Origin of the sequence: Oceanobacillus senegalensis (assembly GCF_900176885.1) — a bacterium.
GTDB classification, from domain to species: Bacteria; Bacillota; Bacilli; order Bacillales; family Amphibacillaceae; genus Oceanobacillus; species Oceanobacillus senegalensis.
In genome coordinates, this window is record NZ_LT839648.1 from 3105334 (window position 1) to 3131015 (window position 25682).

At 36.4% G+C, this 25682-nt stretch carries 22 protein-coding genes; 4 read left to right on the top strand and 18 right to left on the bottom strand.

All coding sequences use genetic code 11. The features are described 5' to 3' along the window. Window positions 1-5: 5 nt before the first annotated feature. From treC to CAO17_RS15010, 5 genes are all read right to left on the bottom strand, one after another. On the bottom strand, window positions 6-1646 hold the full coding sequence (treC, locus tag CAO17_RS14990) for an alpha,alpha-phosphotrehalase (protein WP_085993446.1): 1641 nt from the start codon (window positions 1644-1646) through the stop codon (window positions 6-8). 37 nt (window positions 1647-1683) lie between these two features. Continuing rightward, the gene (gene treP, locus CAO17_RS14995; protein ID WP_085993447.1) at window positions 1684-3609 is read right to left on the bottom strand and encodes a PTS system trehalose-specific EIIBC component; all 1926 of its coding nucleotides are present in this window, start codon (window positions 3607-3609) and stop codon (window positions 1684-1686) included. Window positions 3610-3890: 281 nt separating this feature from the next. Further along, window positions 3891-5720 carry a translational GTPase TypA gene (gene typA / locus CAO17_RS15000; RefSeq protein ID WP_085993448.1) on the bottom strand — a complete coding sequence of 610 codons (1830 nt, stop codon included), beginning with the start codon at window positions 5718-5720 and terminating at the stop codon, window positions 3891-3893. An 87-nt stretch (window positions 5721-5807) separates the two neighbouring features. Then, window positions 5808-7148: a sensor histidine kinase gene (locus tag CAO17_RS15005; protein WP_085993449.1), complete on the bottom strand. Its 1341-nt coding sequence runs from the start codon at window positions 7146-7148 to the stop codon at window positions 5808-5810. Continuing rightward, on the bottom strand, window positions 7148-7837 hold the full coding sequence (locus CAO17_RS15010) for a response regulator transcription factor (protein WP_085993450.1): 690 nt from the start codon (window positions 7835-7837) through the stop codon (window positions 7148-7150). The genes CAO17_RS15005 and CAO17_RS15010 overlap by 1 nt, the downstream gene beginning before the upstream one ends. 279 nt (window positions 7838-8116) lie before the next feature. Here CAO17_RS15010 and CAO17_RS15015 point away from each other — a divergent pair, with 279 nt between their 5' ends. Further along, entirely contained in the window at window positions 8117-9586 is a 1470-nt protein-coding gene (locus CAO17_RS15015) for a S1C family serine protease (protein ID WP_245831858.1), read from the top strand. A 35-nt stretch (window positions 9587-9621) separates the two neighbouring features. Here the strand turns inward: CAO17_RS15015 and CAO17_RS15020 are convergent, their stop codons facing one another. Both CAO17_RS15020 and CAO17_RS15025 read right to left on the bottom strand, forming a co-directional pair. Continuing rightward, on the bottom strand, window positions 9622-9828 hold the full coding sequence (locus CAO17_RS15020; RefSeq protein WP_085993451.1) for a zinc ribbon domain-containing protein: 207 nt from the start codon (window positions 9826-9828) through the stop codon (window positions 9622-9624). 47 nt (window positions 9829-9875) lie between these two features. Further along, the gene (locus tag CAO17_RS15025) at window positions 9876-10562 is read right to left on the bottom strand and encodes a TraR/DksA C4-type zinc finger protein (RefSeq protein ID WP_085993452.1); all 687 of its coding nucleotides are present in this window, start codon (window positions 10560-10562) and stop codon (window positions 9876-9878) included. 241 nt (window positions 10563-10803) lie between these two features. Here CAO17_RS15025 and CAO17_RS15030 point away from each other — a divergent pair, with 241 nt between their 5' ends. Next, window positions 10804-11679, top strand: coding sequence for an NAD(P)-dependent oxidoreductase (locus CAO17_RS15030; protein WP_085993453.1), 876 nt, complete (start codon window positions 10804-10806; stop codon window positions 11677-11679). A gap of 81 nt (window positions 11680-11760) precedes the next feature. On the opposite strand, the gene CAO17_RS15035 is transcribed toward CAO17_RS15030, so the two are convergent. The 4 genes from CAO17_RS15035 to CAO17_RS15050 form a co-directional block, all read right to left on the bottom strand. Then, window positions 11761-12060, bottom strand: coding sequence for a hypothetical protein (locus CAO17_RS15035; protein WP_085993454.1), 300 nt, complete (start codon window positions 12058-12060; stop codon window positions 11761-11763). Between the two features lies 1 nt (window position 12061). Next, complete coding sequence (locus CAO17_RS15040) at window positions 12062-12751, bottom strand: class I SAM-dependent methyltransferase (protein ID WP_085993455.1); 690 nt, start codon at window positions 12749-12751, stop codon at window positions 12062-12064. 520 nt (window positions 12752-13271) lie between these two features. After that, entirely contained in the window at window positions 13272-13469 is a 198-nt protein-coding gene (locus tag CAO17_RS15045) for a cold shock domain-containing protein (protein WP_017795660.1), read from the bottom strand. Between the two features lie 295 nt (window positions 13470-13764). After that, window positions 13765-16611: a 2-oxoglutarate dehydrogenase E1 component gene (locus tag CAO17_RS15050; protein ID WP_085993456.1), complete on the bottom strand. Its 2847-nt coding sequence runs from the start codon at window positions 16609-16611 to the stop codon at window positions 13765-13767. 543 nt (window positions 16612-17154) lie between these two features. Here CAO17_RS15050 and trhO point away from each other — a divergent pair. Beyond that, window positions 17155-18132: an oxygen-dependent tRNA uridine(34) hydroxylase TrhO gene (gene trhO, locus CAO17_RS15055; protein WP_085993457.1), complete on the top strand. Its 978-nt coding sequence runs from the start codon at window positions 17155-17157 to the stop codon at window positions 18130-18132. A 156-nt stretch (window positions 18133-18288) separates the two neighbouring features. Here the strand turns inward: trhO and CAO17_RS15060 are convergent, their stop codons facing one another. Continuing rightward, window positions 18289-19161 carry an IS3 family transposase gene (locus CAO17_RS15060; protein WP_085993458.1) on the bottom strand — a complete coding sequence of 291 codons (873 nt, stop codon included), beginning with the start codon at window positions 19159-19161 and terminating at the stop codon, window positions 18289-18291. Continuing rightward, window positions 19158-19448 carry a helix-turn-helix domain-containing protein gene (locus CAO17_RS15065; protein ID WP_085993459.1) on the bottom strand — a complete coding sequence of 97 codons (291 nt, stop codon included), beginning with the start codon at window positions 19446-19448 and terminating at the stop codon, window positions 19158-19160. The genes CAO17_RS15060 and CAO17_RS15065 overlap by 4 nt, the downstream gene beginning before the upstream one ends. A gap of 209 nt (window positions 19449-19657) precedes the next feature. Between CAO17_RS15065 and CAO17_RS15070 the strand changes: the two genes are divergently transcribed. Continuing rightward, window positions 19658-20134, top strand: coding sequence for a glutathione peroxidase (locus CAO17_RS15070; protein ID WP_085993460.1), 477 nt, complete (start codon window positions 19658-19660; stop codon window positions 20132-20134). Window positions 20135-20301: 167 nt separating this feature from the next. Here the strand turns inward: CAO17_RS15070 and CAO17_RS15075 are convergent, their stop codons facing one another. The 5 genes from CAO17_RS15075 to proS all read right to left on the bottom strand — a co-directional run bounded on the left by CAO17_RS15075 (window position 20302) and on the right by proS (window position 25583). After that, window positions 20302-21024 (bottom strand): amino acid ABC transporter ATP-binding protein, encoded by a 723-nt coding sequence (locus tag CAO17_RS15075; RefSeq protein WP_085993461.1) that lies wholly within the window; start codon window positions 21022-21024, stop codon window positions 20302-20304. Continuing rightward, window positions 21017-21676 carry an amino acid ABC transporter permease gene (locus CAO17_RS15080; RefSeq protein ID WP_085993462.1) on the bottom strand — a complete coding sequence of 220 codons (660 nt, stop codon included), beginning with the start codon at window positions 21674-21676 and terminating at the stop codon, window positions 21017-21019. Before CAO17_RS15080 ends, CAO17_RS15075 begins: the two co-directional genes overlap by 8 nt. 21 nt (window positions 21677-21697) lie before the next feature. Further along, window positions 21698-22519 (bottom strand): transporter substrate-binding domain-containing protein, encoded by an 822-nt coding sequence (locus CAO17_RS15085; RefSeq protein ID WP_085993463.1) that lies wholly within the window; start codon window positions 22517-22519, stop codon window positions 21698-21700. Between the two features lie 36 nt (window positions 22520-22555). Then, window positions 22556-23728: a M20 family metallopeptidase gene (locus CAO17_RS15090; protein WP_085993464.1), complete on the bottom strand. Its 1173-nt coding sequence runs from the start codon at window positions 23726-23728 to the stop codon at window positions 22556-22558. 415 nt (window positions 23729-24143) lie between these two features. Beyond that, window positions 24144-25583 (bottom strand): proline--tRNA ligase, encoded by a 1440-nt coding sequence (proS, locus tag CAO17_RS15095; RefSeq protein ID WP_085993465.1) that lies wholly within the window; start codon window positions 25581-25583, stop codon window positions 24144-24146. Window positions 25584-25682: the final 99 nt, after the last annotated feature.

Sequence of the window (25682 nt, forward strand, 5' to 3'; positions counted from 1 at the left end):
TATTTCTATTTTACCATATATACAACAGACTCATATGGTCTGAGCACGTTTTTCTTCGTATCTTTATAGTTGGATAATAGTACTTCAGCATTTGCTTCAAGCTGCAAATCTACTTCAACATCTTTTGCATAGAAATTACCAACAACCACTAGTTTCTCATCATTCCAGTTTCTAGTGTAGGCAAAGATTTCTGGGTGATCTGCCAAAATCAACTGATAGTCCCCATATGTTATAATATCATGTTTTTTACGCATTTCGATTAACTTCTGATAGTGATAGAATATGGAATCCCTATCTTCCAAAGCTTTTTCAGCATTGATTTCCGTATAATTTTTTGCTACATCAATCCAAGGTTTTGCCTTTGAAAAGCCTGCGTTTTCTTCTGTCGACCATTGCATCGGTGTACGTCCATTATCTCTTGATTTTTGCTTGAGTATATCAAGAATTTCCGCTTCTGACTTCCCTTGTTCCTTTAAAAGCTTAAAGGCATTAAGAGATTCCACATCACGATAATCCTCAATCGAGTTGAAGTTCGGATTAGTCATTCCAAACTCTTCACCTTGATAAATATAAGGGGTTCCTTTCATCATATGCAATGTCGTAGCAAGCATTTTTGCTGACTCTTTGTGATATTTTCCTTCATCACCAAAGCGGGAAACCGCACGTGGCTGATCATGGTTACACCAAAATAGTGCATTCCATCCATTCCCCTCATGCATTCCAACCTGCCATTTGGATAAAATTTGCTTTAATTCTATAAAATCAAACGGTGCTTTTGCCCATTTTTCACCATTGGGATAATCTACTTTTAAATGATGAAATTGAAAGGTCATGTCCAGTTCTTTTCTATCTGGATTTGTATAAAGGACACAGCTTTCTATCGTAGTAGATGACATTTCTCCTACCGTCATCATGTTATATGGGGAAAAGACTGCCTGATTAACCTCATGTAAATACTCATGAACACGCGGTCCATCTGTATAGAATTTACGTCCATCTCCAGTATCATCACTAGGAAAATCTTGATTTTTCGAAATTAGGTTAATAACATCTAACCGGAAACCATCAATACCTTTTTCTGCCCAAAACTGAATCATTTCAATTAACTTTTCTCTAACCTTTTTATTTTCCCAATTTAAGTCAGCCTGGGTTACATCAAATAAGTGAAGGTAATACTGACCCGATTTTTCATCGTACTTCCAAGCAGAACCACCAAATTTGGATTGCCAATTATTTGGTTCCTCTCCATCTACAGGCTCTTTCCAAATATAAAAATCACGGTATTCATTATCCTTTGAAGAAATTGATTGCTTAAACCATTCATGCTCCGTTGAAGTATGATTAATCACAAGATCCATAATTAATTTCATATCCCGTTTATGAACCTCTTCTAACAACTCTTCAAAGTCTTCCATCGTACCATAAGCCGGTTCGATGGAATAGTAATCACTAATATCATAGCCGTTATCCTTCTGTGGGGATTGGTATACCGGAGTCAACCATAATACGTCGACCCCTAATTTATGAAGGTAATCAAGTTTCTCGATAATCCCACGAATATCCCCTATACCGTTCCCTGATGTATCACGGAAACTCTTTGGATAAATTTGATAAACAACTGCTTTTTTCCACCATGGTTCATTCATTGTCTTTATTCACTCCTACTTTCTAATGTTCTTGCCATTATTTAAATTTACGTTTTGCAAGTATGAAAGTGATAATAAACGGTATGACAATTACGATGACCATACCAATTAAGAAAGAAATCATACCCGATGCAATGGATAATGGGGCTGGTATTCCACCTACTCCGATGGAAGATGCTTGAACAGATTGCATAGTAATGAACGCACCAGCAATACCAGTTCCAATAATCGCTGCGTAAAATGGAAACTTATATCTTAAGTTAACCCCGAACATTGCAGGTTCCGTAACCCCTAGATATGCGGACAAACCAGATGTACCAGCTAACCCTTTTAATTTTTCATCTCTAGCTGCTAGCATGATTGCAAACACAGCTGAACCTTGCGCAATATTAGAAAGAGCAACAATAGGCCATAAGAAAGTTGTGCCAGTACTTCCAATTAGTTGTAAGTCAACCGCAAGAAATGTATGATGCATACCTGTAATCACAAGTGGTGCATAGAGCGCTCCATATAAAAGTCCACCTAGTAATGGAACAGCTTCAAATATACTTACTACTCCATTTGTTATCCAATTACCGATTGTATACGTAACTGGTCCAATGATGATAAATGCCAAAAATCCAGTTACTAGTAGTGCAATAGGAGCGACTACAAGAAGTTGCAGGGAGTCATGGACACGTTTCTTAAGCCAAATCTCAATTTTAGCAAGTACCCAAGCCGCAACCAAGACTGGTAATACTTGCCCCTGATAACCTAGCTGATCAATTTGAAGACCAAACAAATTCCATGTCGGTGCCGTGCCTTCTAACTCTAATTGTGCAAATTCACTTGCTGGAGTTAGAGCTGGATGCACAAGAATCAAACCTAATACAATCCCTAAGAGCGGACTTCCATCAAATCGTTTAACCGCCGACCAACCAATTAATGCAGGTAAGAAAGTAAAAGCGGTATTCGCAATAATATTAATCATATCCGCGATTCCTGCAATAGATGGATATAATTCAACTAATGGTTCATCTGTAAATATTGGATTTACTAAAATATTATTAATCCCAAGTAATAAACCAGCAGTTACAATTGCGGGTAGTATAGGAATGAAAATATCTGCCAACACTTTAATTCCACGTTGTAAGGCATTTTGATTATGCTCAGCACCCGCTGCCTTTACCTCATCCTTCGTTGCCTCAGTAATTCCAGTATTTTGTACCATTGCTTTATATACTTTCTCTACGGTACCTTGCCCAATGATTACTTGGAACTGACCATTAGTGGAAAAGGATCCTTTTACAACATCCATATTCTCTAAAGCTTCTCTGTCTACTTTATCCTCATCATTTAAAGCAAATCGTAGTCTTGTAACACAATGGGTAGCCATATCCACATTATCTTCTCCACCAATTGCTGCTACGATATCCTTCGCTTCTTCCGCATATGGTGAGCCAGAAGATTTTGGAGACTTTTTAGTATTTGATTCTTCAGGCTCCTGTTTTTCTTCACTTGTTGAAATGGCCTGGAAAATTTCTGTTTCCCCTGCAATTACTGTTTTGTTACTCGTTAATCCGCTTACAGTAAAGTCACTTCCATTGGTAATAATTATTGGTGTTAGGTGACTTGAAGCCTTTTCTTTAATGAAATCAAGGTCAAATGTAACAAGTGTTTCTCCTTTTTCCACCTGATCTCCTTGTTGTATATGAACTTCAAATCCTTCACCATCTAGAGCAACCGTCTCTAAACCGATATGAATTAAGACTTCTACTCCAGAATTTCCTTTAAGTCCAACAGCATGCTTCGTGCCTGCAACAAGCATGATTTCTCCATCGAACGGAGAAACTACTCTTCCCTCTGTTGGCTCTATAGCTAATCCGTCACCCATCATTTTTTGAGAAAATGTGGGGTCTGGAACGTTTTCTAGCTTGGTAATTGGCCCACTTAGTGGTGCATAAAGTAACTCTTTATTTGCCAAAGCCTTATCCTCCCTTTGTAAAACCACATATATTATTTGAACTAACTTGTATATACAAATTATTGTACCGTTAAATTATAACTTGTATATACAAATTCTGCAATGGAAATGGTTTCATGCGTTATTTATTGTTCCCGAATTCTCTTTCCCGATTATAATTAATTGAAACGACGGATAAAAATGGATAACGTTAAAGGAGGAAAGGCGCATGTTTGCAGAGCATACAGCAAAGGACCACCAAAAAAGCTAGCAAATACCATAAAGGATTTGCTAGCTTTTCATTAGCTTAGTTTATTTCGTTTGGCTGCTTTTTCTCGTTCATTTTTGTTTAGGATTTTCTTTCGTAAACGTATTGTTTCTGGAGTCACTTCACAGTACTCATCATCATCTAAATACTGAAGTGCTTCTTCCAGTGACATGGAACGCGTTTTACGAATAGTTGCTGTTTGATCCTTCGTTGCTGAACGAACGTTTGTAAGGTGCTTCTCTTTTGTAATATTTACGGTTAGATCGTTTTCACGGTTATGCTCACCCACAATCATCCCAGCGTATACTTCTGTTCCAGGTTCAACGAAGATAACACCGCGATCCTCTAATTGCATAATACCGTAAGTTGATGCCTTTCCGTTTTCTAATGCAACTAATACACCTTCACGACGTCCACCCACTTGTCCTTTAATTAAAGGCTCATATGCTTCAAAGGTATGGTTAAGGATTCCATAACCACGAGTCTGCGACATAAACTCTGTGGAATAGCCTAATAATCCACGAGAAGGGACCTTAAATTCTAGTCGTACCTGTCCATTACCTTGGTTTACCATATCTAACATTTCACCCTTACGTTCACCAAGAGATTCCATAATAGCTCCAGTATACTCTTCTGGTACGTCTACTTGAACACGTTCAACTGGTTCACATGATACTCCATCTATTTCCTTAATGATAACCTTAGGCTTAGAAAGCTGTAATTCAAAGCCTTCACGACGCATGTTTTCAATTAAAATGGATAAATGTAATTCACCCCGACCAGATACAATCCATGCATCTGGAGATTCAGTTGGATCCACTCGTAAACTAACATCTGTTTCCAACTGTTTCATTAGCCGTTCTTCAATTTTACGAGAAGTAATATATTTACCTTCTTTTCCCGCAAATGGACTATTGTTTACTAGGAAGGTCATTTGTAATGTTGGCTCATCAATTCGAAGCCATGGCAATGCCTCTGGATGTTCCTGAGGACACACGGTTTCCCCAACATTTAAATCCTCCATACCAGAGATGGCAACAATGTCTCCGGATTGAGCCTCTTCTATTTCGATGCGTTTCAAACCAATAAATCCGAATAATTTAGAAACACGGAAATTCTTTTGTGTTCCATCTTTTTTCATAACAACTACTTGCTGGCCAACTTTTATGGAGCCACGAACAACTCGCCCAACACCAATACGACCTACGTAGTCATTATAATCAAGAAGAGTCACTTGAAACTGTAATGATTCCTCACTATTATCAACTGGAGCAGGAATGTGATTTAGTATGGTTGTAAATACAGGATCCATTGTTTCCTCTTGTTCACCTGGTTCCAATCCTGATGTACCATTTAAAGCTGAAGCATAAACTACTGGGAATTCTAATTGTTCATCATCTGCTCCTAGCTCAATAAATAAATCTAATACTTCATCAATTACCTCTTCTGGTCTTGCATTCGGACGGTCAATTTTATTTAAAACAACAATGGGAGTTAATTTTTGTTCTAATGCTTTTTTCAAAACAAACCTTGTTTGTGGCATTGTTCCTTCATAAGAATCAACAACCAAAGCAACCCCATCTACCATTTTCATAATACGTTCGACTTCTCCACCAAAGTCAGCATGTCCTGGTGTATCTAAAATATTTATTGTTGTATCATTATATTTCACTGCAGTATTTTTAGCTAAGATTGTAATTCCACGTTCGCGTTCTATATCACCGGAATCCATTGCACGCTCATCAACATGTTCATTTTCACGAAAGGTTCCGGAATATTTTAGTAATTGGTCGACTAGGGTTGTTTTCCCATGGTCAACGTGCGCAATAATTGCGATATTGCGAATATCTTCTCTTAATTGCATAAATGTACGCTCCTCTTATATAGAAAGATGCATGAAACCATACTATTATATCATAAAACACTTTATAGGAATATTTTTTTTTAAAACTTATACCTCTTTATCAGGTAAAATAATGATAAACTTTGCCCCACCTAAAGCAGACTTATCTACTGCAATTTTCCCATGTGAATGCTCAACAATTGCTCTTGCAATGGCTAATCCTAAACCAGTCTCACCATCTTTACCCTTCACAAAACGGTGAAAGATATGGGGTGCTAATTCTTTAGGTATTCCCTTTCCATCATCCTCTATAATAATTGTGGTTTCATTATTATTATTCACTGCATGTATATTTACCTTACTTTTAGCATGTCTGATGCCGTTAACAGTAATATTTAACAAGGCTCTTAATAATTTTTCTTCGTCAGCATATATATTGATATTATTTTCTACTTTGCGTTGCAATACTATTCCCTTTTCATTAACTAGTGGAAGGGTACGATCAACGACTTTATCCATTAATTCTTTTACGTTAATATCTGTTGGTTCATATGCAGTTGGTTCAGTATCCAGTTTTGCTAAAAGAATCATCTCATTAATGATTCCCTTAAGTCGGTTCACCTCTGTTACCATGACTTTTAAGCCTTTTTCTGTTTCCTTTTCATCAAATATCCCATCTTTAATTCCTTCCGCATAGCCTTGAATGGTCATTAACGGCGTTTTCAATTCATGACTTGCATTTTGGAAAAACGTTTGCTGAGAATTCATATACCGCTGTAATTCCTTTGCCATATCATAAAAGCCTTCCGCCACTTCTTTGATTTCACCAGTGGCTTTTATATGCTTGATATCATCAAATTGTCGTTTCTCTATTTTCTTCACTTGCCGTTTAAGCTGTGATAATGGTGTAACTAATTTTCGAGTGAAAAAATAAGCCAGTAATATAGAAATAGAAATCCCAATTAAGAATACAAGAATTAGTCGAAAGAAAAAACTCTCCTGAACAACGCGCAAATCTTCAACAGGTGTAAGAAGGATGAGCTCCATTCCTGATATTTCTGGTAAAAATAAAATCCTTGATGTCACAAACTTCTCGTTTTTGTAATTCCATAATGTTTCGGTTGCATTAGAGAAGTCATTATTCTCACGGAAACCATGTGCAGCTGAACGGGGCATGGTGGAAAATAAAACCGTATCCAAGTTTCGATCATATAAAAATAATTGTAAATCTTGTTCCTCTAGCACATTGTAGAATTCTTGAATATTTCTTGTTGTGTTATATTGTTCATTTAAAATATCAACTAATAATTCACCAGTTTGACTGAGCTGACGCCTTTCATCCTGTATGAGTAAATCTAATAGTAGGGAATATATGACATACCAAACAATCGCCATAATTACCAATATTAGAAATGTAAAAGCAATGCTAAGCTGAGTTTGTAGTTTCATTATCCATCCTCTTCTTTACGCATTCGATATCCAAATCCCCACACGGTTTCAATCGGTATATCATCAAACTTTTTACGAATTCTTTTCACTAAGTCATCGACAGCGCGATCACTTCCAAAATAGTCATTCCCCCATATTTTCATAAGTAATTCATCTCGAGAGAAAGCTCGGTTAGGATTTTCAGCCAAAAGCATTAACATATCAAATTCTTTGGTTGTTACTTCATGCTCATGATTCTTCCAAAATACTCTTCTTTCATTTTTATAAATGAGCAAATTCTCTACTATTATTTTGTCATCCATTTCTTGCGTAGTATCCATGGTAACTTTTGCACGCTTAAATAGCCGCTTCACACGAGCCACCAATTCTCTAGGACTAAAAGGTTTTGTTAAATAATCATCTCCACCTAACTCCAATCCGAGAATTTTGTCAATTTCATCATCCTTCGCGGAAATTATAATAATCGGAACATCACTTTCATTCCTAATCTTTTTACAAAGTTCATATCCATCCATTCCAGGGAGCATAATATCCAGTATCCACATATTTGGAGGACTGTTTTCCCAGATCTCTAGAGCTTCTTCCGCAGTATCCATCACATACACTTCGTATCCTTCTTTTTTCAAATAAGCCGATACGATATTTTGGATATTTGAATCATCTTCAACAAGTCCAATACTATAATTCATCATCGATTCACCTTTTTTGGAAAATTTATCTAATAGATATTTTACACTTCTTCCAACTATAAATACACCCTTACCAATTGAACTTTTACACTATTTTAAAAGAGTTGTTAAATCACTCTTCCTTGTCATCGCACATTCTATATTGTGTTCGTTATTGATTTACACATTTATGCCACATTTCTCCCTAACCCTTCCCACTGGTACTGTCTATACTATAAAGTGTAAAATAATTAGAGACAAAGCAAAAGTGACATAGATTACAACGAAGCACTTTTGCTAATGAATATTATAAATAAGGAAGGGATTTTCATGGAACACAATGATAAACGCTATCCACAAAACTTTCATGATGACAATCAAGAAAATCAAAATGATTCTATGCAAAATCAACATCCAGAACAACATGATCATGATTTAAACCACGATCAAGAAAATAGGCAATATACTTATGAACCAAAGGATTCACAAACCGTATATAATCAGCAGTTCAGATCCCAGCCTTCAGGGGATTCTCATAATAATGATCAAAATAAAACACAGCAGCAAAGGGTATCACACCATTCTAAACCAAAACAAAAACAAAGGAATCCTTTGGTAACTGGAATTTTGGGTGGGATAATTGGTGGTGTTGTTTCTGCAGTAATGGTTGTTTTACTTCTAACAGGAGGATTGGTAGAAATCGAATCTGGTTCTTCTAATTCCACCAATGATTCAAGTGAAGAAGCAGTTCAAGTAGATGGAACCCCAATGGTAAAAGAACTTTCATCAGAAGATGCTAATGTATCAACAAACATAGAAGAAGTATCTAAAGCGGTGGTTGGTGTTGTAAATTTACAACAGCAAAGTATTTGGACAGATAGTGAAGAGGCCGGAACAGGTTCAGGAATCATTTATAAGAAAGAAAACGGGAAAGCCTATGTAGTTACTAATCAGCATGTGGTAGACGGGGCACAGCAGGTTGAAGTGGTACTAAACGATGAAGAACGGATTTCAGCAAAAGTTCTTGGAGAGGATTCATTAACTGATTTAGCTGTATTAGAAATTAATGGAGACAAAGTTAATACGGTCGCAAATATCGGAACTTCTAAGGATCTTATAGTTGGGGAAACGGTACTGGCTATTGGTAACCCATTAGGTCTTGAGTTTGCTAATTCCGTGACAAAAGGTATTATTAGTGGATTAAATCGTTCTGTTGCTGTTGATACCAATAGTGACCGTCAACCAGACTGGGTAACAGAAGTTCTACAAACAGATGCAGCCATTAACCCTGGTAACAGTGGTGGCGCACTAGTAAATTCCGAGGGTGAGGTAATTGGTATTAATTCCATGAAAATTGCCCAAGGTGCTGTAGAGGGAATCGGCTTTGCCATTCCAATTGACTCTGCCTTACCAATTATGGAACAATTAGAAACCAGTGGGGAGGTAACTAGACCACAGATTGGAATCTCGACCGCTTCCCTGTATCAAGTACCACCACAATACCGTTACGAAATAAACTTACCTGAAAATATTGAAGGCGGTATGGTCATTGCTAACGTTCAACCGAACTCACCTGCCGAGCAAGCCGGTCTGCAAAAGTTTGATATCATTACAAAAATAGATGGAAACAAAGTAACTTCTATTTTAGAATTAAGAAAATATCTATATTCCGAAACAACTGTTGGGGACGAAGTTGAAATAGAGTTCCTCCGCAACGGTGAAATACAAACAACAAAATTAGAACTAGCTGAAATGAAAAATGAAGAATAAAAAAGAACAGGTGCTCATTAAGAGTACCTGTCTTTTTATCCAAAAAACAAATCAAAAATATTGCTTCCACTTGAACTCTTTTTATTATAGAATTCGGAATATCCACAATCCTCACAGTAAACAACCAAGAATTGATTGTTCTGTACATCGAACATTTTGGAAAGCCCAGTTCCTGTCATGGCTACTTCCTTCTGATTTGCTCTAGTACTTCCACATTTTATACAGCCTTTATTTTCCCGCATGATTTATCACCTCTTATTAGGTAATACGAAAAATAAGGGGAAATGTTTCAATCTTCTTCATCATCTGTTCCATCATCAACTTCATATTTTTTATGATTCGGGGAAACCCCTATAAATTTCCCGTCGATATCCGCTTCAGCAAAGTTTTCATAATCCTCCACATAACCAACATTCTCATCACTGTTTGGGTACATATCATCATAATTTTCGATATCACTAAAAAAATCCGCTGTTGTTTCACTGGTTCCATAGCGACTTACTTCCTGCCATGCATCCTCTGCATCATAACCAACCTGCTCTTCATCGGTTACTTCATTCGGGTTAATATTCGGAGAGAAGACCTCTTCCTCGATGGTACGAGGATGATCAAACGTTTGTTTTTTTGCGTGTTTGATACAACGGTCCGTAGTCGGCATGGCTACCAAGCGTTCATATGGAATATCTTCCCCACACTGCGTACAAATACCATATGTCCCCTCTTCAATGGCATGCAATGCTTCATTAATTTCTTCTAATTCTTTTTCCACATGCTCATTTAGTGCTGTGTCCTTTCCCCTTTCATATAGTTCCGTCCCCATATCCCCTGGGTGATTATCATAATTTGATAATTCTCCAACAGATTCCTTTGCCATTTCAAGTGTTCTTCCATAATGGTCTTGTACATGATAAATTAACTCATTTTGTCGTTGTATTAAAGCAGTTTTACACTGTAATAGTTGCTCATTTGTGATCATGATGACCAGCCTCCATTAATTCAATATGTGTGGCTAAAAAATGATTACTATCTATACTATGTGTAACTGCTTTGGATTGATTCTTTACAAACTTCTCCAAATCATGTCAATATCGGGAATTCTATCCTCTACGTATCATCTACCGATGTCTATCCTTACAAATATTGTTAAATAGAATGAAAAGCGGTATGATTTAAAATAGATAATTAAATACTTATTGGAGAGAGGAGTGTAGGATTTTATGTTAACAAAAAGTAGTAAAATTGGATTCGTTGGAATTGGTGTAATGGGTAAAAGTATGGCATATAACCTAAAAAAGGCAGGCTATTCCATTAATATTTATACACGTACAAAATCAAAAGCAGAAGACCTAATCCAAGATGGGGCTGTATGGAAAAGAACCATTAAAGATTTGGCAATGGACTCTGATGTGATTATCACGATGGTTGGTTATCCATCCGATGTCAAGCAGGTTTACTTTGGATCGGAAGGCATTATAGAGAATGCCAAGGCAAATTCCTATGTTATTGATATGACAACATCTAGTCCTTCTCTTGCCATTGAAATTTATGAAAATGCTGCTAAAAAGGATGTACAAGCACTAGATGCACCTGTATCCGGAGGTGACATTGGAGCAAAAAACAAGACACTTGCCATCATGGTCGGTGGTGAACAAAAAGCATTTGATGAGTTGCTTCCGATTTTTCAGGCGATGGGGGAAAATATTAAATTACAAGGAGAGGCCGGCGCTGGACAGTATACAAAATTAGCAAACCAAATCACAATAGCTTCAAATATGGTCGGTGTTTGCGAAGCCATTGCCTTTTCGAGAAAAGCTGGACTAGACCCTGAACGTGTTCTGGAAAGTATTTCTACCGGAGCAGCAGCAAGTTTCTCCCTTTCTAAATTAGCACCACGCATGCTATATGAAGATTTTGCTCCTGGTTTCTACGTGAAACATTTTATTAAGGATATGACAATTGCTTTAGAATCGGCTAAAGAATTGGGTCTGTCTACACCAGGATTAGAACTTTCATTAAACCTTTATAAAGAGCTTGCCGAAAAAGGCGAGGAAGACAGCGGTACACAGGCATTAATTAAGTTATTTGAACAATAACTATAATTATAAGCTCGCATTCGCTAGTAACTAGGCGAATACGAGCTCTTTGTTTTTGCTAGGATAGGAATTAACCTATTTTTATTTTTTACGTTTTTCTATCTCGCTTTGAACAACAAATGCTAAATCATTATTACCAAAAAGCTGTAAAACATTTAAAACAGTTTCATCCTCTATCTTTTCAGCTTCCTGTTTAGGAACCGTCTGATCGATAACTTCCATTAAAGTACTATTTTTAGGTTGATTTGGATATGCCTGGTTATATATCTCTTCAGGCTGTAAATCATGATTAATACACCATTGCGCAAAAATCAAAATCATCATTTTCTCGTTTTCCTGATAATTTCGAATGACCTTTTCTTCTTTTTCTTTACTATTCAAATTAATCACCAACTTTTTGAAACATATGAATCCACATAAAGGATAACGCTTGCTTTAAGTGAATTGGCAAGCCCTCCAAATTATTTTCTATTACTTCTTTTTTATAAACACCATAGCCATCCAAATACGCTAAATTTTGTTCAGAGGCTAGCCTTGATAACTCCCATGGCATAATAGTATGAGAAATTGTTTTCTCCCCATATAATCTAGAATAGCCATTTTCTCTTGGCCCTGCTGTTGGACCTAGCATGCCAATACAGATCAAACCATCTTTTTTGACGATTCGTTTGATTTCCCGCAAGGCATGTAATGGATTTTCCGTCCACTCAAGGACTGTGATTACCATAACGCCATCAAAAGTCTGATTATTAAATGGAAGCTCATTAACATTTCCCTGTAAAAATCGTATTGGCTCTAATCCACGCTTTTGCTTGGCTAAAGCAATCATTTCACTGGATAAATCGATCCCTGTTACATCATATCCCTCTTCATAAAGCTTATATGATCCATAACCATCTCCACAACCTATATCAAGCACTTTACTGCCTTTTTTAAAGTAACTTGTTATTAATGGAACAATGTCTTTTCTACTTCCTGTCTCCCACATATTGACACTTCTGGCACTCCAGTCCAACGCCCGGTCATTCCATTGTATTTCTGCTTCCTTACTCCAGTCAAAAGATAATGTCATTCATCTAACCTCCCAGGGTATGCTTTCTTAAACTATATTCGATATAAGCAATATAAATCCTTTTTCACGGAGGATAGTTTGACACTATACATGAAAGATCCTATGTCTTAAACCTTATCATGTTTTATTTATATAGGAAAATATCCCGTCATCCTATCACTTAATCCCCTTCACCATTTCTAAAAAAGTATTTATACCTAGGAATTTGGTTCTAATCACCTTTTTCTAAAATATATAATAGATAAACGTGTTATTGCAAAAGGAGGAAATGAAGTATCCATTGCTAACGTTTTTAGAAGGAAAAATCAATAAGACAGAGAATACAAAATAAATGTAAAATCAATATATTGTTTGATTTTTAAACGCACTGCACATTTAAAAGTCAAACCACTATGAAACAGTATAGTAGGGGGGTATTTATATTTAACTCCCCTACATATACAACGGAACAAAAAATTGATTAACAAATTAAAAAAGGTTTACCCCATAAAATGAGATAAACCTTGGATATTTTTATTTATTATAGACGCACAACGTTAGCTGCTTGTGGTCCACGGTTTCCTTCAACGATTTCAAATTCAACGTCTTGACCTTCTTCAAGAGTTTTGAATCCTTCAGCTTGAATTGCTGAGAAGTGTACGAATACATCGTCTCCATCTTCGCGCTCGATGAAACCGAAACCTTTTTCTGCATTAAACCATTTTACTTTACCAGTCATAAATATGACCTCCTTATAACTTTTTGCTGCAAAGTAATTGAACAAAAATACTTTTACAGCTCCTTACCGGAGGTCGTAAAGTATTGCTCCAATTTCCTTTTGCTATCCTTACTTTACCTTTTTCTGAATCAAATTGCAAGCTTTTATCAAAATTTCCATAAAACTTTTAAGAAACAACATCCTGTCTTGTCTTCGTTTAAGATTTTGCAATTGAATTTAAACTACTTGCTAATACTGCCTCTTAACCTGCACTAAAAGAAACAGGCCCCAACTGCTGTGGCCTGTTTCTTAAACGTTACCCAATCTTACGCACTGCTGCTTTTTGTTTCATAGTTGGTGTTATAGCATTCGTAATAATTCTATTTTGCTCTTCTTTATGAACAAGTGGATCCCCTTCAGAAGGGCTTGCCATATCCGGACGGCCGTTATAGGTAACTTTGATATCACTGGACACTAATTCCTGCAATTTAGAGGATATATAAGTCCAAGCACCCATGTTTTGTGGCTCTTCCTGCGTCCAAACGACCTCTTCTAGGTTTTTAAATTTATCTAATACACGACTAATTTGTTCTTTCGGGAATGGATACAACTCCTCTATTCTAACGATATCTAACCAATCATAGGATTCTCTATCCTCTGCAACCTTTTCAGATAATTCGATAGCTAAACGACCTGTAGAGAAAACAACTCTCTTCACGTTGTCTGGATTATTCACTAAATTAGGTTCCTCCATAATTGGCTTAAACTCTCCATTTGTCAGTTCTTCTAAATATACCCCTGCTGTAGCATTCCGCAACAAGCTTTTCGGTGACATAATTACCAGTGGTCGTACTTCATCCGTTTGAAGTAATGCTGCCTGCCTTCTTAGAATATGGAAGTAGTTCCCTGATGTAGATAAATTTGCAACCGTCCAGTTATTTTCACCAGCAAGCTGTAAAAAGCGTTCTAATCTAGCACTAGAATGCTCGGGGCCCTGTCCTTCATATCCATGTGGAAGCAACATGACTAAACCGGATTTTTGTCCCCATTTTTCTCTTCCTGATGAAACAAACTGATCAAAAATCACCTGTGCACCATTTGCAAAATCACCAAACTGTGCTTCCCATAAAACAAGCGTTTCCTTAGAATAGACATCATACCCATATTCGAATCCTAAAACAGCCGCTTCCGAAAGCGTACTGTTATGAATGGCAAACGAGCCATTCGCCGAGCTAAGTTTATGGAGAGGACTATACTTCTCCCCTGTCTTTTCATCCGATAAGACAATATTGCGATGGGAGAATGTTCCACGTTCAGAATCTTGGCCTGTTAAGCGTATTGGAGTTCCATCTTTTAGAATGGATGCAAATGCCAATGTTTCTGAATGTCCCCAATCTATTTTTTTATGTTTTTCAAAGGCATCTTTTCTACGATTTAATATCTTTTTCAGTTTACCAAATACATTGAATCCTTCAGGCCACTCTAGTAGTTCATTATTAATTTTGGTTAATATGTCCTTATCTACCGAAGTATCCACTTCTGGTAACTCACTAGAATATAAAGAATGACGCTCTTCCATCGTTCTTAATGGTTCTTTTTCTTGATTAATGTTTTGGTAGGCCTGTTTAAATTTATTTTGTACGTTCTCTTTGACTTCATTAATTTTATCCTCTGGTATAGATCCTTCAGATAATAACCTTTCCTTATATAACGCTGTTATAGTAGGATGTTGGTCAACGTTTTGATAGATAAGTGGACTAGTTGTACGTGGTTCATCCATTTCATTGTGCCCTAGCCTACGATAACCAATTAAATTAATTAGTACATCTTTATGGAAAGTTTGACGATACAAAAAGGCAAATTTTACTGCTTTTAGACATGCTTCAGGATCATCAGCGTTTACATGAATAATTGGAACGTTATAGCCCTTCACAATATCACTTGGATTTTTCGTTGAACGGTCATCTTCTGGTACTGTTGTAAATCCAATACAGTTATTTGCAATCACATGAATCGTTCCACCTGTACCATAAGCCTTCGTGTTAGCGAAATTAAGCATTTCTGTTACAACACCCTGACCAGTAAATGCTGCATCCCCATGAACCAGCACAGCTAATGCCTTTGATACATCTTGCTTAGGATATCCTTTTTCCGAACGTTCCTCTTGCGCTGCTCTAGTATAGCCTTCTGCTACAGTACCAGCAATTTCTAAGTGACTTGGGTTATTTGCTAATGTAACCGTAACTTCCTTATTTCCAAATTCTTTCTTTTTCACAGCCCCTAAATGATACTTTACATCCCCTGTTGCACCTTCAGTTATTTCTAAGCTTGGATCACTGTTTTCCCAATTCGAATGCTGAAACTGAGAGAACATTGCCTCATATGGCTTCTCCAATACATGCGTCAGGACATTCAACCTTCCACGATGGGCCATGGATATAATGACATCATCCAAATTATCTTCTGCTGACAGTCGAGCAATCTCATTCATAGCCGGGACTAATGATTCCAAGCCTTCAACAGAAAAGCGTTTTTGTCCCACATACATTTTACCTAAGAATTGCTCAAATCCCTCAGCTGCAAATAGACTTTGAAGAAGTTCTATTTTTTTGTCTTCCGTAATACCACCTAAACAAAAACCACTCTCAATTTTCTCGATAAGCCACTCTTTTTCTTCTTGCTGCATATGCTGTACTTCAAAACCAACAGTAGACGTATAAATTTCTTTTAAATATTTGATTGCCGATAGACCATCACTAAGATCTTTATTTGCTTTACATATAAATTCTGCAGGGATTTCTTTCAAATCCTGTTCACTTAAATGATAAGACGATATATCTAATAATTTATTTAATGACTGTTTTTCTAACGGATAAATGTCAGCTTCTTGATGTCCATATGTTCGTATATTCTCCGCTAAAGTAATAGCGGATACCAGTTTTCTCATCTTATTAATCAATACATTCGGTGAAATAGAGACGTTATCACGAATGTCACCCTTGTAATCACTGTGTTCCGGTTCTCCCCATTGATCAAATAATTCTTTCAAACTCGTATCAACTGACTCTGGATTATTGGAATATAAATCATATTGCTCTAGAAGATAGCCCAGATTAGGACCCGTCACATCTGCCCATGGATTCGCCCCATTATTATTATCCATCTTGTTACACTCCTAAATTTTATATAGTAAGATAACGTAATTTATTACATACCATTTTTAACAATTCCCACTTTAAGATAATTATAATCGGGAATTTAAAATATTTTTTACCAAAACAACTGCTATTTCATTCTTACTAATCCTTCGTTTGTTCCTCTAATAGTTCATTCATTTTATCCTATTTTAATCTTATGGTGTATGGAACATTTGTTTATTACTCATACCTATATTATAGGTATATAAACTATTTTGCACGTATCACGTATAATAAGGATAATTATATTTATTCCTTTTCATAAATACCCCTTTCATAAAAAACACTTGCTGTAAGCACTTACACCATCTATATAAACTATCATATTACATTTCTAAAAAGAATGAAAGGGAATTCCGACGATTTTCTGACAATATCTGCATCTACTCTAAAAAGGTAGTAATTCTCTATTAATCATGATAGAATATTGTGTTGCAAGATAAAAATAAAAAAGCGACTACCAAAAACATTTGTATCTTGCAAATATAAATGGAACAGGTGGTAAAAAAATGGAAAATAAAGATTACCGTGTTTTGCTGTACTATCATTATGTAGATATCGAAGATCCTGAAGGCTTCGCAGCAGAACACCTACAATTTTGTAAAGACATCGGTTTAAAAGGAAGAATTCTCGTAGCTCATGAAGGTATTAACGGTACCGTTTCTGGAACAGTTGAAGCAACTAATAAGTATATGGAAACGATGCACAATGATCCTCGTTTCAGTGAATTAGTGTTCAAAATAGATGAGCATGAAGGGCATGCCTTTAAGAAAATGCATGTACGCCCTCGCAAAGAATTGGTTACACTTCGTTTAGATGAAGAAGAGGATATTGATCCAAAAGAATTAACTGGTGAAAACCTAAGTCCGAAAGAATGGTATGAAGCGATGCAACGAGAAGATACAGTTATCCTTGATGCGCGTAATGATTATGAGTATGACTTAGGTCATTTCCGCGGGGCTATTCGACCAGATATCGAAACCTTCCGTGAATTACCTGAATGGGTTCGTAAAAATAAACATTTAATTGAAGGAAAAAAAGTCTTAATGTACTGTACTGGTGGAATTCGTTGTGAGAAATTCACTGGTTGGATGATTAAAGAAGGCTTTGAAGATGTTGCCCAATTACATGGGGGAATCGTAACATACGGAAAGGATCCAGAAGTTCAAGGTGAGCTTTGGGATGGAAAATGTTATGTATTTGACGAACGAATCTCAGTTCCAATCAATCAAAAAGAACATGTTGTCGTAGGCGAAGACTATTTTGACGGACAGCCTTGTGAACGCTATGTAAATTGTGCAAACCCTGAATGTAATAAACAAATTCTTTGCTCAGAGGAAAACGAGCATAAATATATGCGTGGTTGTACACATGAATGCCGTGTTCACCCTCGCAACATGTATATTAAAGAACACAACTTAACGAATGAAGAAGTTCAAGCAAGACTTGAAGCACTTGGTGAAACATTAGAGCAGCAAGAAGCTTAAAAAAAGGTGACCAACAATGGTCGCCTTTTTTTATATTTAATGTTAATACAGAAAATATGTAGTTGGGAGTAGCTTTTAGACCTTCTTCCTGGTTTATAGCGTTTCTCCTTAGTGCACATGCACCTGTCAAGTAGACAAACTTAAAAACGCTTAATTTTAAGCAGCATTCACCCGATATTGAATAGGACTCATTTTCAGTTTCGTTTGTACTCTTTTATTGTTATAATAATGAATATATGAATCTACAGCTTCGCGAATTTCAATTGGTGTTTCTGGTTCAGTGAACTGATACATTTCATTTTTTAAATGGCCAAAGAAATTCTCGATGCATGCATTGTCCCAGCAGTTGCCTCTGCGGGACATGGATTGGGTTATATCCATTCTTTTTAGACGATTGATGTAACCGTGGTGTGTGAATTGGAACCCTTGATCACTATGTAGAATGGCTCCTTTCACATACCCTTTCTTTTTCAATCCATCTAAGGCTCTGTGTACAAGCTTTAGCTCCTGACTGCTCCCCATGGCTTGACTAACAATCTCCCCGTTATATAAATCCTTAATCGCACAGACATACTCCCATTTCTGCGGCCCCTTTTTTACCGGGACATAGGTTATATCAATCGCAAATTTTATTCCTGGTTTGATTGCCTTAAAATTTCGATTTAATAAGTTCGGTATATTTCCATGTGGTTGTGGACGATGCTTAAACCGTTTTCTTCTAATCTTGCATTGCAATCCATACTTTTTCATTATTCTAGAAATTCGCTTCTCATTTACCTGTAATTTGTATTCATTCTCCAACTCTATTTTGATACGCCTTCGCCCGTAAATCCCTTTATGTTCCTCGAATATCTTTAGAATATAAGACAATAATTCCTCATCTTTTTTATCTTGTTCATTGCCTCCCTTTCGATTTAGCCATTTGTAATAACCCGCACGCGAAACATTTGTAATATCCACAATTCTACTAATCGGATATTGCTTCGAATTGGCATGTATAAAAGCATACTGAACTTCCTTGTCATTCACCCCCTTTTCAGATCCAACAACTTTTTTAAGTACTCATTCTCTAATTTTAACCGTTCATACTTCTCCTCTAAGCTCCATTCTTCCTTTTTACTTTTCCCCTTACTCATTAACCCTCTTTTATCATCAAGTGCCTGGAATCCACCTTCTTTAGCTTTACTTACCCACTCCGTTACTCTTCTTTCATTTTTTATATCTAACTTTTTCGCCACTTCTCTACCTGAATAACCCTCTAAATACATCTCAACTGCTTGTTTTTTTAACTCGACTGAATACTGTCTCTTTTTCATTACTTCCTCTGTTCCTCCCCTGATGTACAAAACGAACCTATATTTACCACTATTAAAGGTATAATGGGCGTTTTTCTAAAACTGTCTACTATATAGGTACAATATCATAGTTATCAGCGAAATTTATCAGCAGTTCTTCTAATTTATCCTAATATTTTGACTACTGAGTAATGAAACTGTTATTCTTACAATAGGAGGTGTTCTAAACGATGAATGTATATCAATTCTCGGCTAAAACTATAAATGGAGAGGAAAAATCATTAGAAGATTATAAAGGTAAGGTTTTACTTATCGTAAATACAGCAAGTCAATGTGGATTTACACCACAATTTAAAGAATTACAACAATTGTATAATAAATATAAAGATCAAGGCTTCGCAATTCTTGGTTTTCCTTGCAACCAATTTGGTAGTCAAGATCCTGGAACTGATAAGGAAATATCGGATTTCTGTCAACTTAATTATGGAGTAACATTTCCCATGTTCAGTAAGATTGATGTTAATGGCCAAACAGCCCATCCACTATTTACATATTTAACATATGAAGCAAAAGGATTACTGACTGAAAAAATCAAATGGAATTTCACGAAGTTTCTTGTAGATAAAAATGGTTCTGTCATGAAGCGTTATGCACCACAAACAAAACCAATGAATCTTGAAAAAGATATTGAAAAACTGCTAACTTGATTACTTAAAAGGTTATTAATAGAATAAGAGCCACTTATTTTCCACAAGTGGCTCCTCCCATATAAGGATTTATCGCAGTTAAGAGGTAGTAATACCCTACCTCAAAAATGGCGGAAAAACGAATCCTTTTAGGTGGGTAAAACCCCTCTACTGTTTGAAGCTCTACTTTATAACACCTTAGCCAAAAAGTCTCTTGCCCGGTCCGTTTTCGGTTGATTGAAAAATTCCTTTGGATCTCCTTCTTCTAAAAGAACCCCATCATCCAAAAATAAGACTTTATCTGCAACCTCCTTTGCAAAATTCATCTCATGAGTGACAATGACCATAGTCATCCCTGTATCGGTTAGGTCTTTCATTACGTCTAATACTTCTTTTACCATTTCGGGGTCTAGGGCAGAAGTTGGCTCGTCAAATAACATGATTTCCGGCTCCATCGCTAGTGCTCTAGCTATCGCAACACGCTGCTTCTGTCCACCAGAAAGTCGATTAGGATACGCGTCTTCCTTCTCCGTTAAACCAACCTTTGCTAGTAAGTCCTTTGCTATTTTTTCTGCATCTGTTTTCGATTTATTTTTTACCTTTTGTGGTGCATACGTAACATTTTCTAAAACCGTCATATGAGGAAATAGATGAAAATGCTGGAAAACCATTCCGATATTCTTCCTAATCTCTAATTTGTTGGTTTTCTTTTCTGTGATTTTTTTATCTTCAATATAAATATCACCTGTTGTGGGCTCTTCTAATAGATTTAAACATCTTAAAAAGGTGGATTTCCCTGAACCTGAAGGACCTATAACAGCAACAACTTCCCCTTGATTAATCGTTGTAGATATATTTTTTAAAACGGTATTTTTCCCAAAGATTTTCGTTATCTTAGATGCCTTAATCACTTTGTCTCATCCTCCGTTCTACTGCTTGACCAATTTTAGTAAGTATGAATACCATTACCCAGTATATCGCACCCGCTATTAATAAGGGTTCAAAGTTTCTATATATATCCGCACCAACTATCTGAGCCCTACGCATAAGGTCTAAATAACCAATTGTAGAAACAATAGCGGATTCTTTTGTTAATGTAATGAACTCATTCATTAAAGCAGGTAATATATTTTTAATTGCTTGCGGTAAAATGATATTTAACATCATAGGTCGGTAGGGAACACCTAAGGCTTCTGCAGCCTCTGTTTGGCCCTTATCAACTGCCATAATACCAGCACGAATAATTTCCGATACATATGCTGCTGAGTTTAAACCAAATGCTAATATAGCGGATAAAAATGCTGGGATATCATATCCGGTAAGTTGTGGAACTGCAAAATAAATAATCATTAATTGCAGAATAAGGGGAGTTCCACGGAAGATGGATGTATATGCGTTAGCAAGTCCTTTCAAGAAAGGAGCATTTGTAATTTTACATAACGCCAATAGCGTACCTAATACAAGTCCTATTAAAATAGAAACGATAACAAATTCTAATGTTGCCCATATTCCCTCTAAGATAAAAGGAATATAAGGCACGATTTGGCTAAAATCCAAATTCATGCCCTAACACCTCATTTCTGTTTATTGTTTATCTAGCTGCCACTTTTCTTCTAATTCTTTCACTGTACCATTATCAATTAATGTCTCTAATGCGGTATTAATTTCTTCTTGAAGTTCACTATCTTTAGGAAATGCAATCGCCATTCCTGGTGAGCTTGATGTTGGATCATCAAACCCTTCTAATCCTTGCTCTTCAATAAAACCTTCTGCAACGGTCTTATCCATGTAACCTACATCTACACGATTAGAGTTTAACTCTTGGATAATCAATCCGGCTTTGTCAATTTTCTTCACTTCAAATCCATATTCCTTACTTAATTCATCCGCACCTTCCTCTTGGATAGTACCTAGCTGAACGCCAACTACCTTTCCTTCTAAATCTTCCAGGGAGTTAATATCTGAATCTGGCTTTGTTACAAACATTTCTCCAGAACGGTGATATTCTACTGAAAAGTCAACATTTTGTCTACGTTCCTCGGTTGCACTCATACCAGACATAACCATATCCACTCGTCCAGATTGTAATGCACCGATTAATCCGTCAAAATTCATGTCCTCAATCTCTAATTCATAACCAAGCTCATCAGCGATAGCTTTGGCTAAGTCAATATCAAATCCTTCAAAATTACCTTCTATATCAAATGATTCGAAAGGAGGAAAGTCTGCTGATGTCCCCATTTTTAATACTTCTTTTTCCGCTTTTGCCTCGGTTGATTCCTCTGTTCCTTGTGCAGTATCTTCTACATTGTTATCCGTCTCATTTTCCGTTCCTGTTGATCCACAAGCTGCAAGTATTGCAATAAATAATGTTACAAATAATAATTTTGTGATAGACTTTTTCATGCTCATTCTCCTCATTTTTATTTTTAATTAAATAGATTAAACGTTTGTTTGACTGTTTTTATTAAACTCATTTTTTATTTTCTTTAACAATTCCTCGTCTACAATAACATCAAAGCCAGTTTGCGCTAATGCTAGAACGCCACTTACTAGTGTTTCACAACCATCCTCAGAAACGGTCTTATCAGCAAACTCTGTTGTATGATGTACAAGACCTGGTTTATTTAAACCTATGTATGGGTGAATAGCTGGTACAACATGGCTAACATTTCCCATATCAATGGATCCAGTACCTTGTTTAGGTGGCTGTATTTCATGATGATATGTTTGCCTAATATTCTTATCAAAAGCATTAGATAATGTTTGATTTGTAATCATGTCATCGTAGCTTAATTCATAATTCGAAATTTCTAGGGATGCACCAGTCATAAGAGCTGCACCTTCTGCAATATTTTTAACTTGTTCTACTACCTCATTTAAATAATTTCTATCCTTCGCACGAATGTAAAATTGGGCAACTGCATAATCTGGTACAACATTTGCTGCTTGTCCACCTTCTGAAATGACCCCATGGATTCGAACATCTGACGTTACATGCTGTCTTAATGCGTTAATGCCATTAAATAATTGAATCACACTGTCTAGTGCATTAATTCCTTTTTCCGGAGATGCTGCGGCATGGGCTGACTTTCCCTTGAATGCATATTGAATCGCATCCATTGCAAGGGAATCTCCACTTTCATAAGACTGATCACTTGGGTGAAGAATCATGGCGACATCTATATCGTCGAAAATTCCTTGTTCACTCATCGGAACCTTTGCCCCATTTGTTTCTTCTGCCGGTGTTCCTAATACTACTACATTTCCACCCGTTTCATGAACTACTTTACTAAGCGCGACACCTGCACCAACACTCATGGTTCCTATCAAATTATGACCACAGCCATGCCCAACACCCGGTAGAGCGTCATACTCTGCTAAATAAGCAATAGTTGGTCCAGGTTTCTCACTTTTATATACAGCTTTAAATGCTGTTGGTCGATTTACCTTTCCCGTTTCAACTTTAAAATCATGTTCCATAAGAAAATGAGTTAAAAGTTTCATAGATTCGAATTCCTTGTCACCTAGTTCGGGATTTTCATACAGTTGATTATTCATTTTCCAAAGTTTATCTTGAATCCCCTTAACTGTTACACTCAATTGTTCTTTCACGATGTTCCGCCACCTTAATAGTGTATATTTATAAATTTTCATGCATATTTATTAGTTATCTATGTATAATTTATACCATGTTATTAGAAATTGTGCAATAGATTTTTCATACTTTAGTACGGTTTTTTAAGTGGTGGAATTATTTATGATTACAAAGATTGTTTTCTAAATGATTGTTGCTTATGCACAAAATAGAAAAAATGTATAGGAAGCTTCAGACTCGCGCTTTTTCCACAGGACAAGGAAGTTACTGTTCATTTTCTGCAGCCAGACCAAACAAATAAAAAACTGCACCCCCAATTGTAATTAACTTGAACAATTGAGATGCAGTTTAAGATACCATTTTCATAAGATGGTTAAAGCTTCTTAAGATATTCTTCTGTATTCGTTATCGGATTACCTTTTTACTTTTTTATTAGTAGGCTTTTGCCCAGTAAACCAATTCTTTTGCCTCTTTACCACAGCATACACATGTATCCGCTACTATTTCTTGTTCGAATGGGATGCAGCGAGATGTTGCAGTTGTTTCTTCCTTAATTTTTTCTTCACAAGCTGTGTCACCACACCACATAGCTTTGATGTATCCGCCTTTTTCTTCAAGTGTTTGCTTGAACTCATCCATATTTGTTGCTATAAATGTCATTTCATTACGATGTTCTAATGCTTTATTGTATAGATTAGTTTGAACTTCTTCTAATAATTCAGGTAAACGTTCCTCTAGTCCACGGAGGGCAACAAATTCCTTCTCACCAGTGTCACGACGAACTAAGACAACTTGCTCTTTCTCAATATCTTTTGGTCCCATTTCAATTCGAACTGGGATACCTTTCATTTCATATTCATTAAATTTCCATCCTGGCATTTTATCGCTTGCATCAATGTCAACACGTACTATACCTTTTAATTGATCTCGTAATGCATAGGCTTTGTCCAAAACGCCTTCTTTATGTTGGGCAATTGGTACAATCATAGCTTGAGTTGGTGCAATACGTGGAGGAACAACTAAACCTCGATTATCGCCATGCACCATGATGAGTGCACCCATAATACGAGTAGAAAGTCCCCATGATGTTTGATGTACATACTGACTTTCACCATTCTCATCTAAATACGTAATATCAAATGCTTCAGCAAATCCAGATCCAAAATGGTGAGATGTAGCTGATTGCAATGCTTTCCCATCATGCATCAAACTTTCAATCGTTAAGGTATATTTAGCTCCAGCGAATTTTTCCTTTTCTGTTTTTCTTCCACTTATTACAGGAATAGCTAAATATTCCTCAACAAGATTAGCATATACCCCTAACATTCTATCCGTTTCATTCGATGCATCTTCATCTGTTGCATGTGCGGTATGCCCTTCTTGCCAATGGAATTCAGATGAACGCAAGAATGGACGGGTTGTCTTTTCCCAACGAACAACATTCGCCCATTGGTTATAAAGCATAGGGAGATCACGATAAGAATGGATGTTTTTGGAATAATAATCACAGAAAAGCACTTCTGATGTTGGACGGAATGCTAAGCGTTCTTGAAGCTCTTCTTCCCCGCCATGTGTAATCCATGCAACTTCTGGAGCAAATCCTTCTACATGGTCTTTTTCTTTTTGTAAGAAGCTTTCTGGGATAAACACTGGAAAAGCCACATTGGAATGACCCGTGTCTTTTATTTTTTTATCTAATTGCTCTTTTATATTTTCCCAAATGGCATATCCATATGGTTTAATAATCATCGTTCCACGAACCAAACCATAATCAACTAATTCCGCTTGTTTGACAACATCTGTGTACCACTGTGCAAAATCATCTTCCATAGCAGTGATCTTTTCTACAAACTGTTTATTTTTCTTTCCCAAAATAGACACCTCTTTATATAACAATTTATTAATTTTTATCTTTGACAACATAAACGCAACTGTAATATACCCTGTATTGAGCTTTTCTGTGCATAAAAA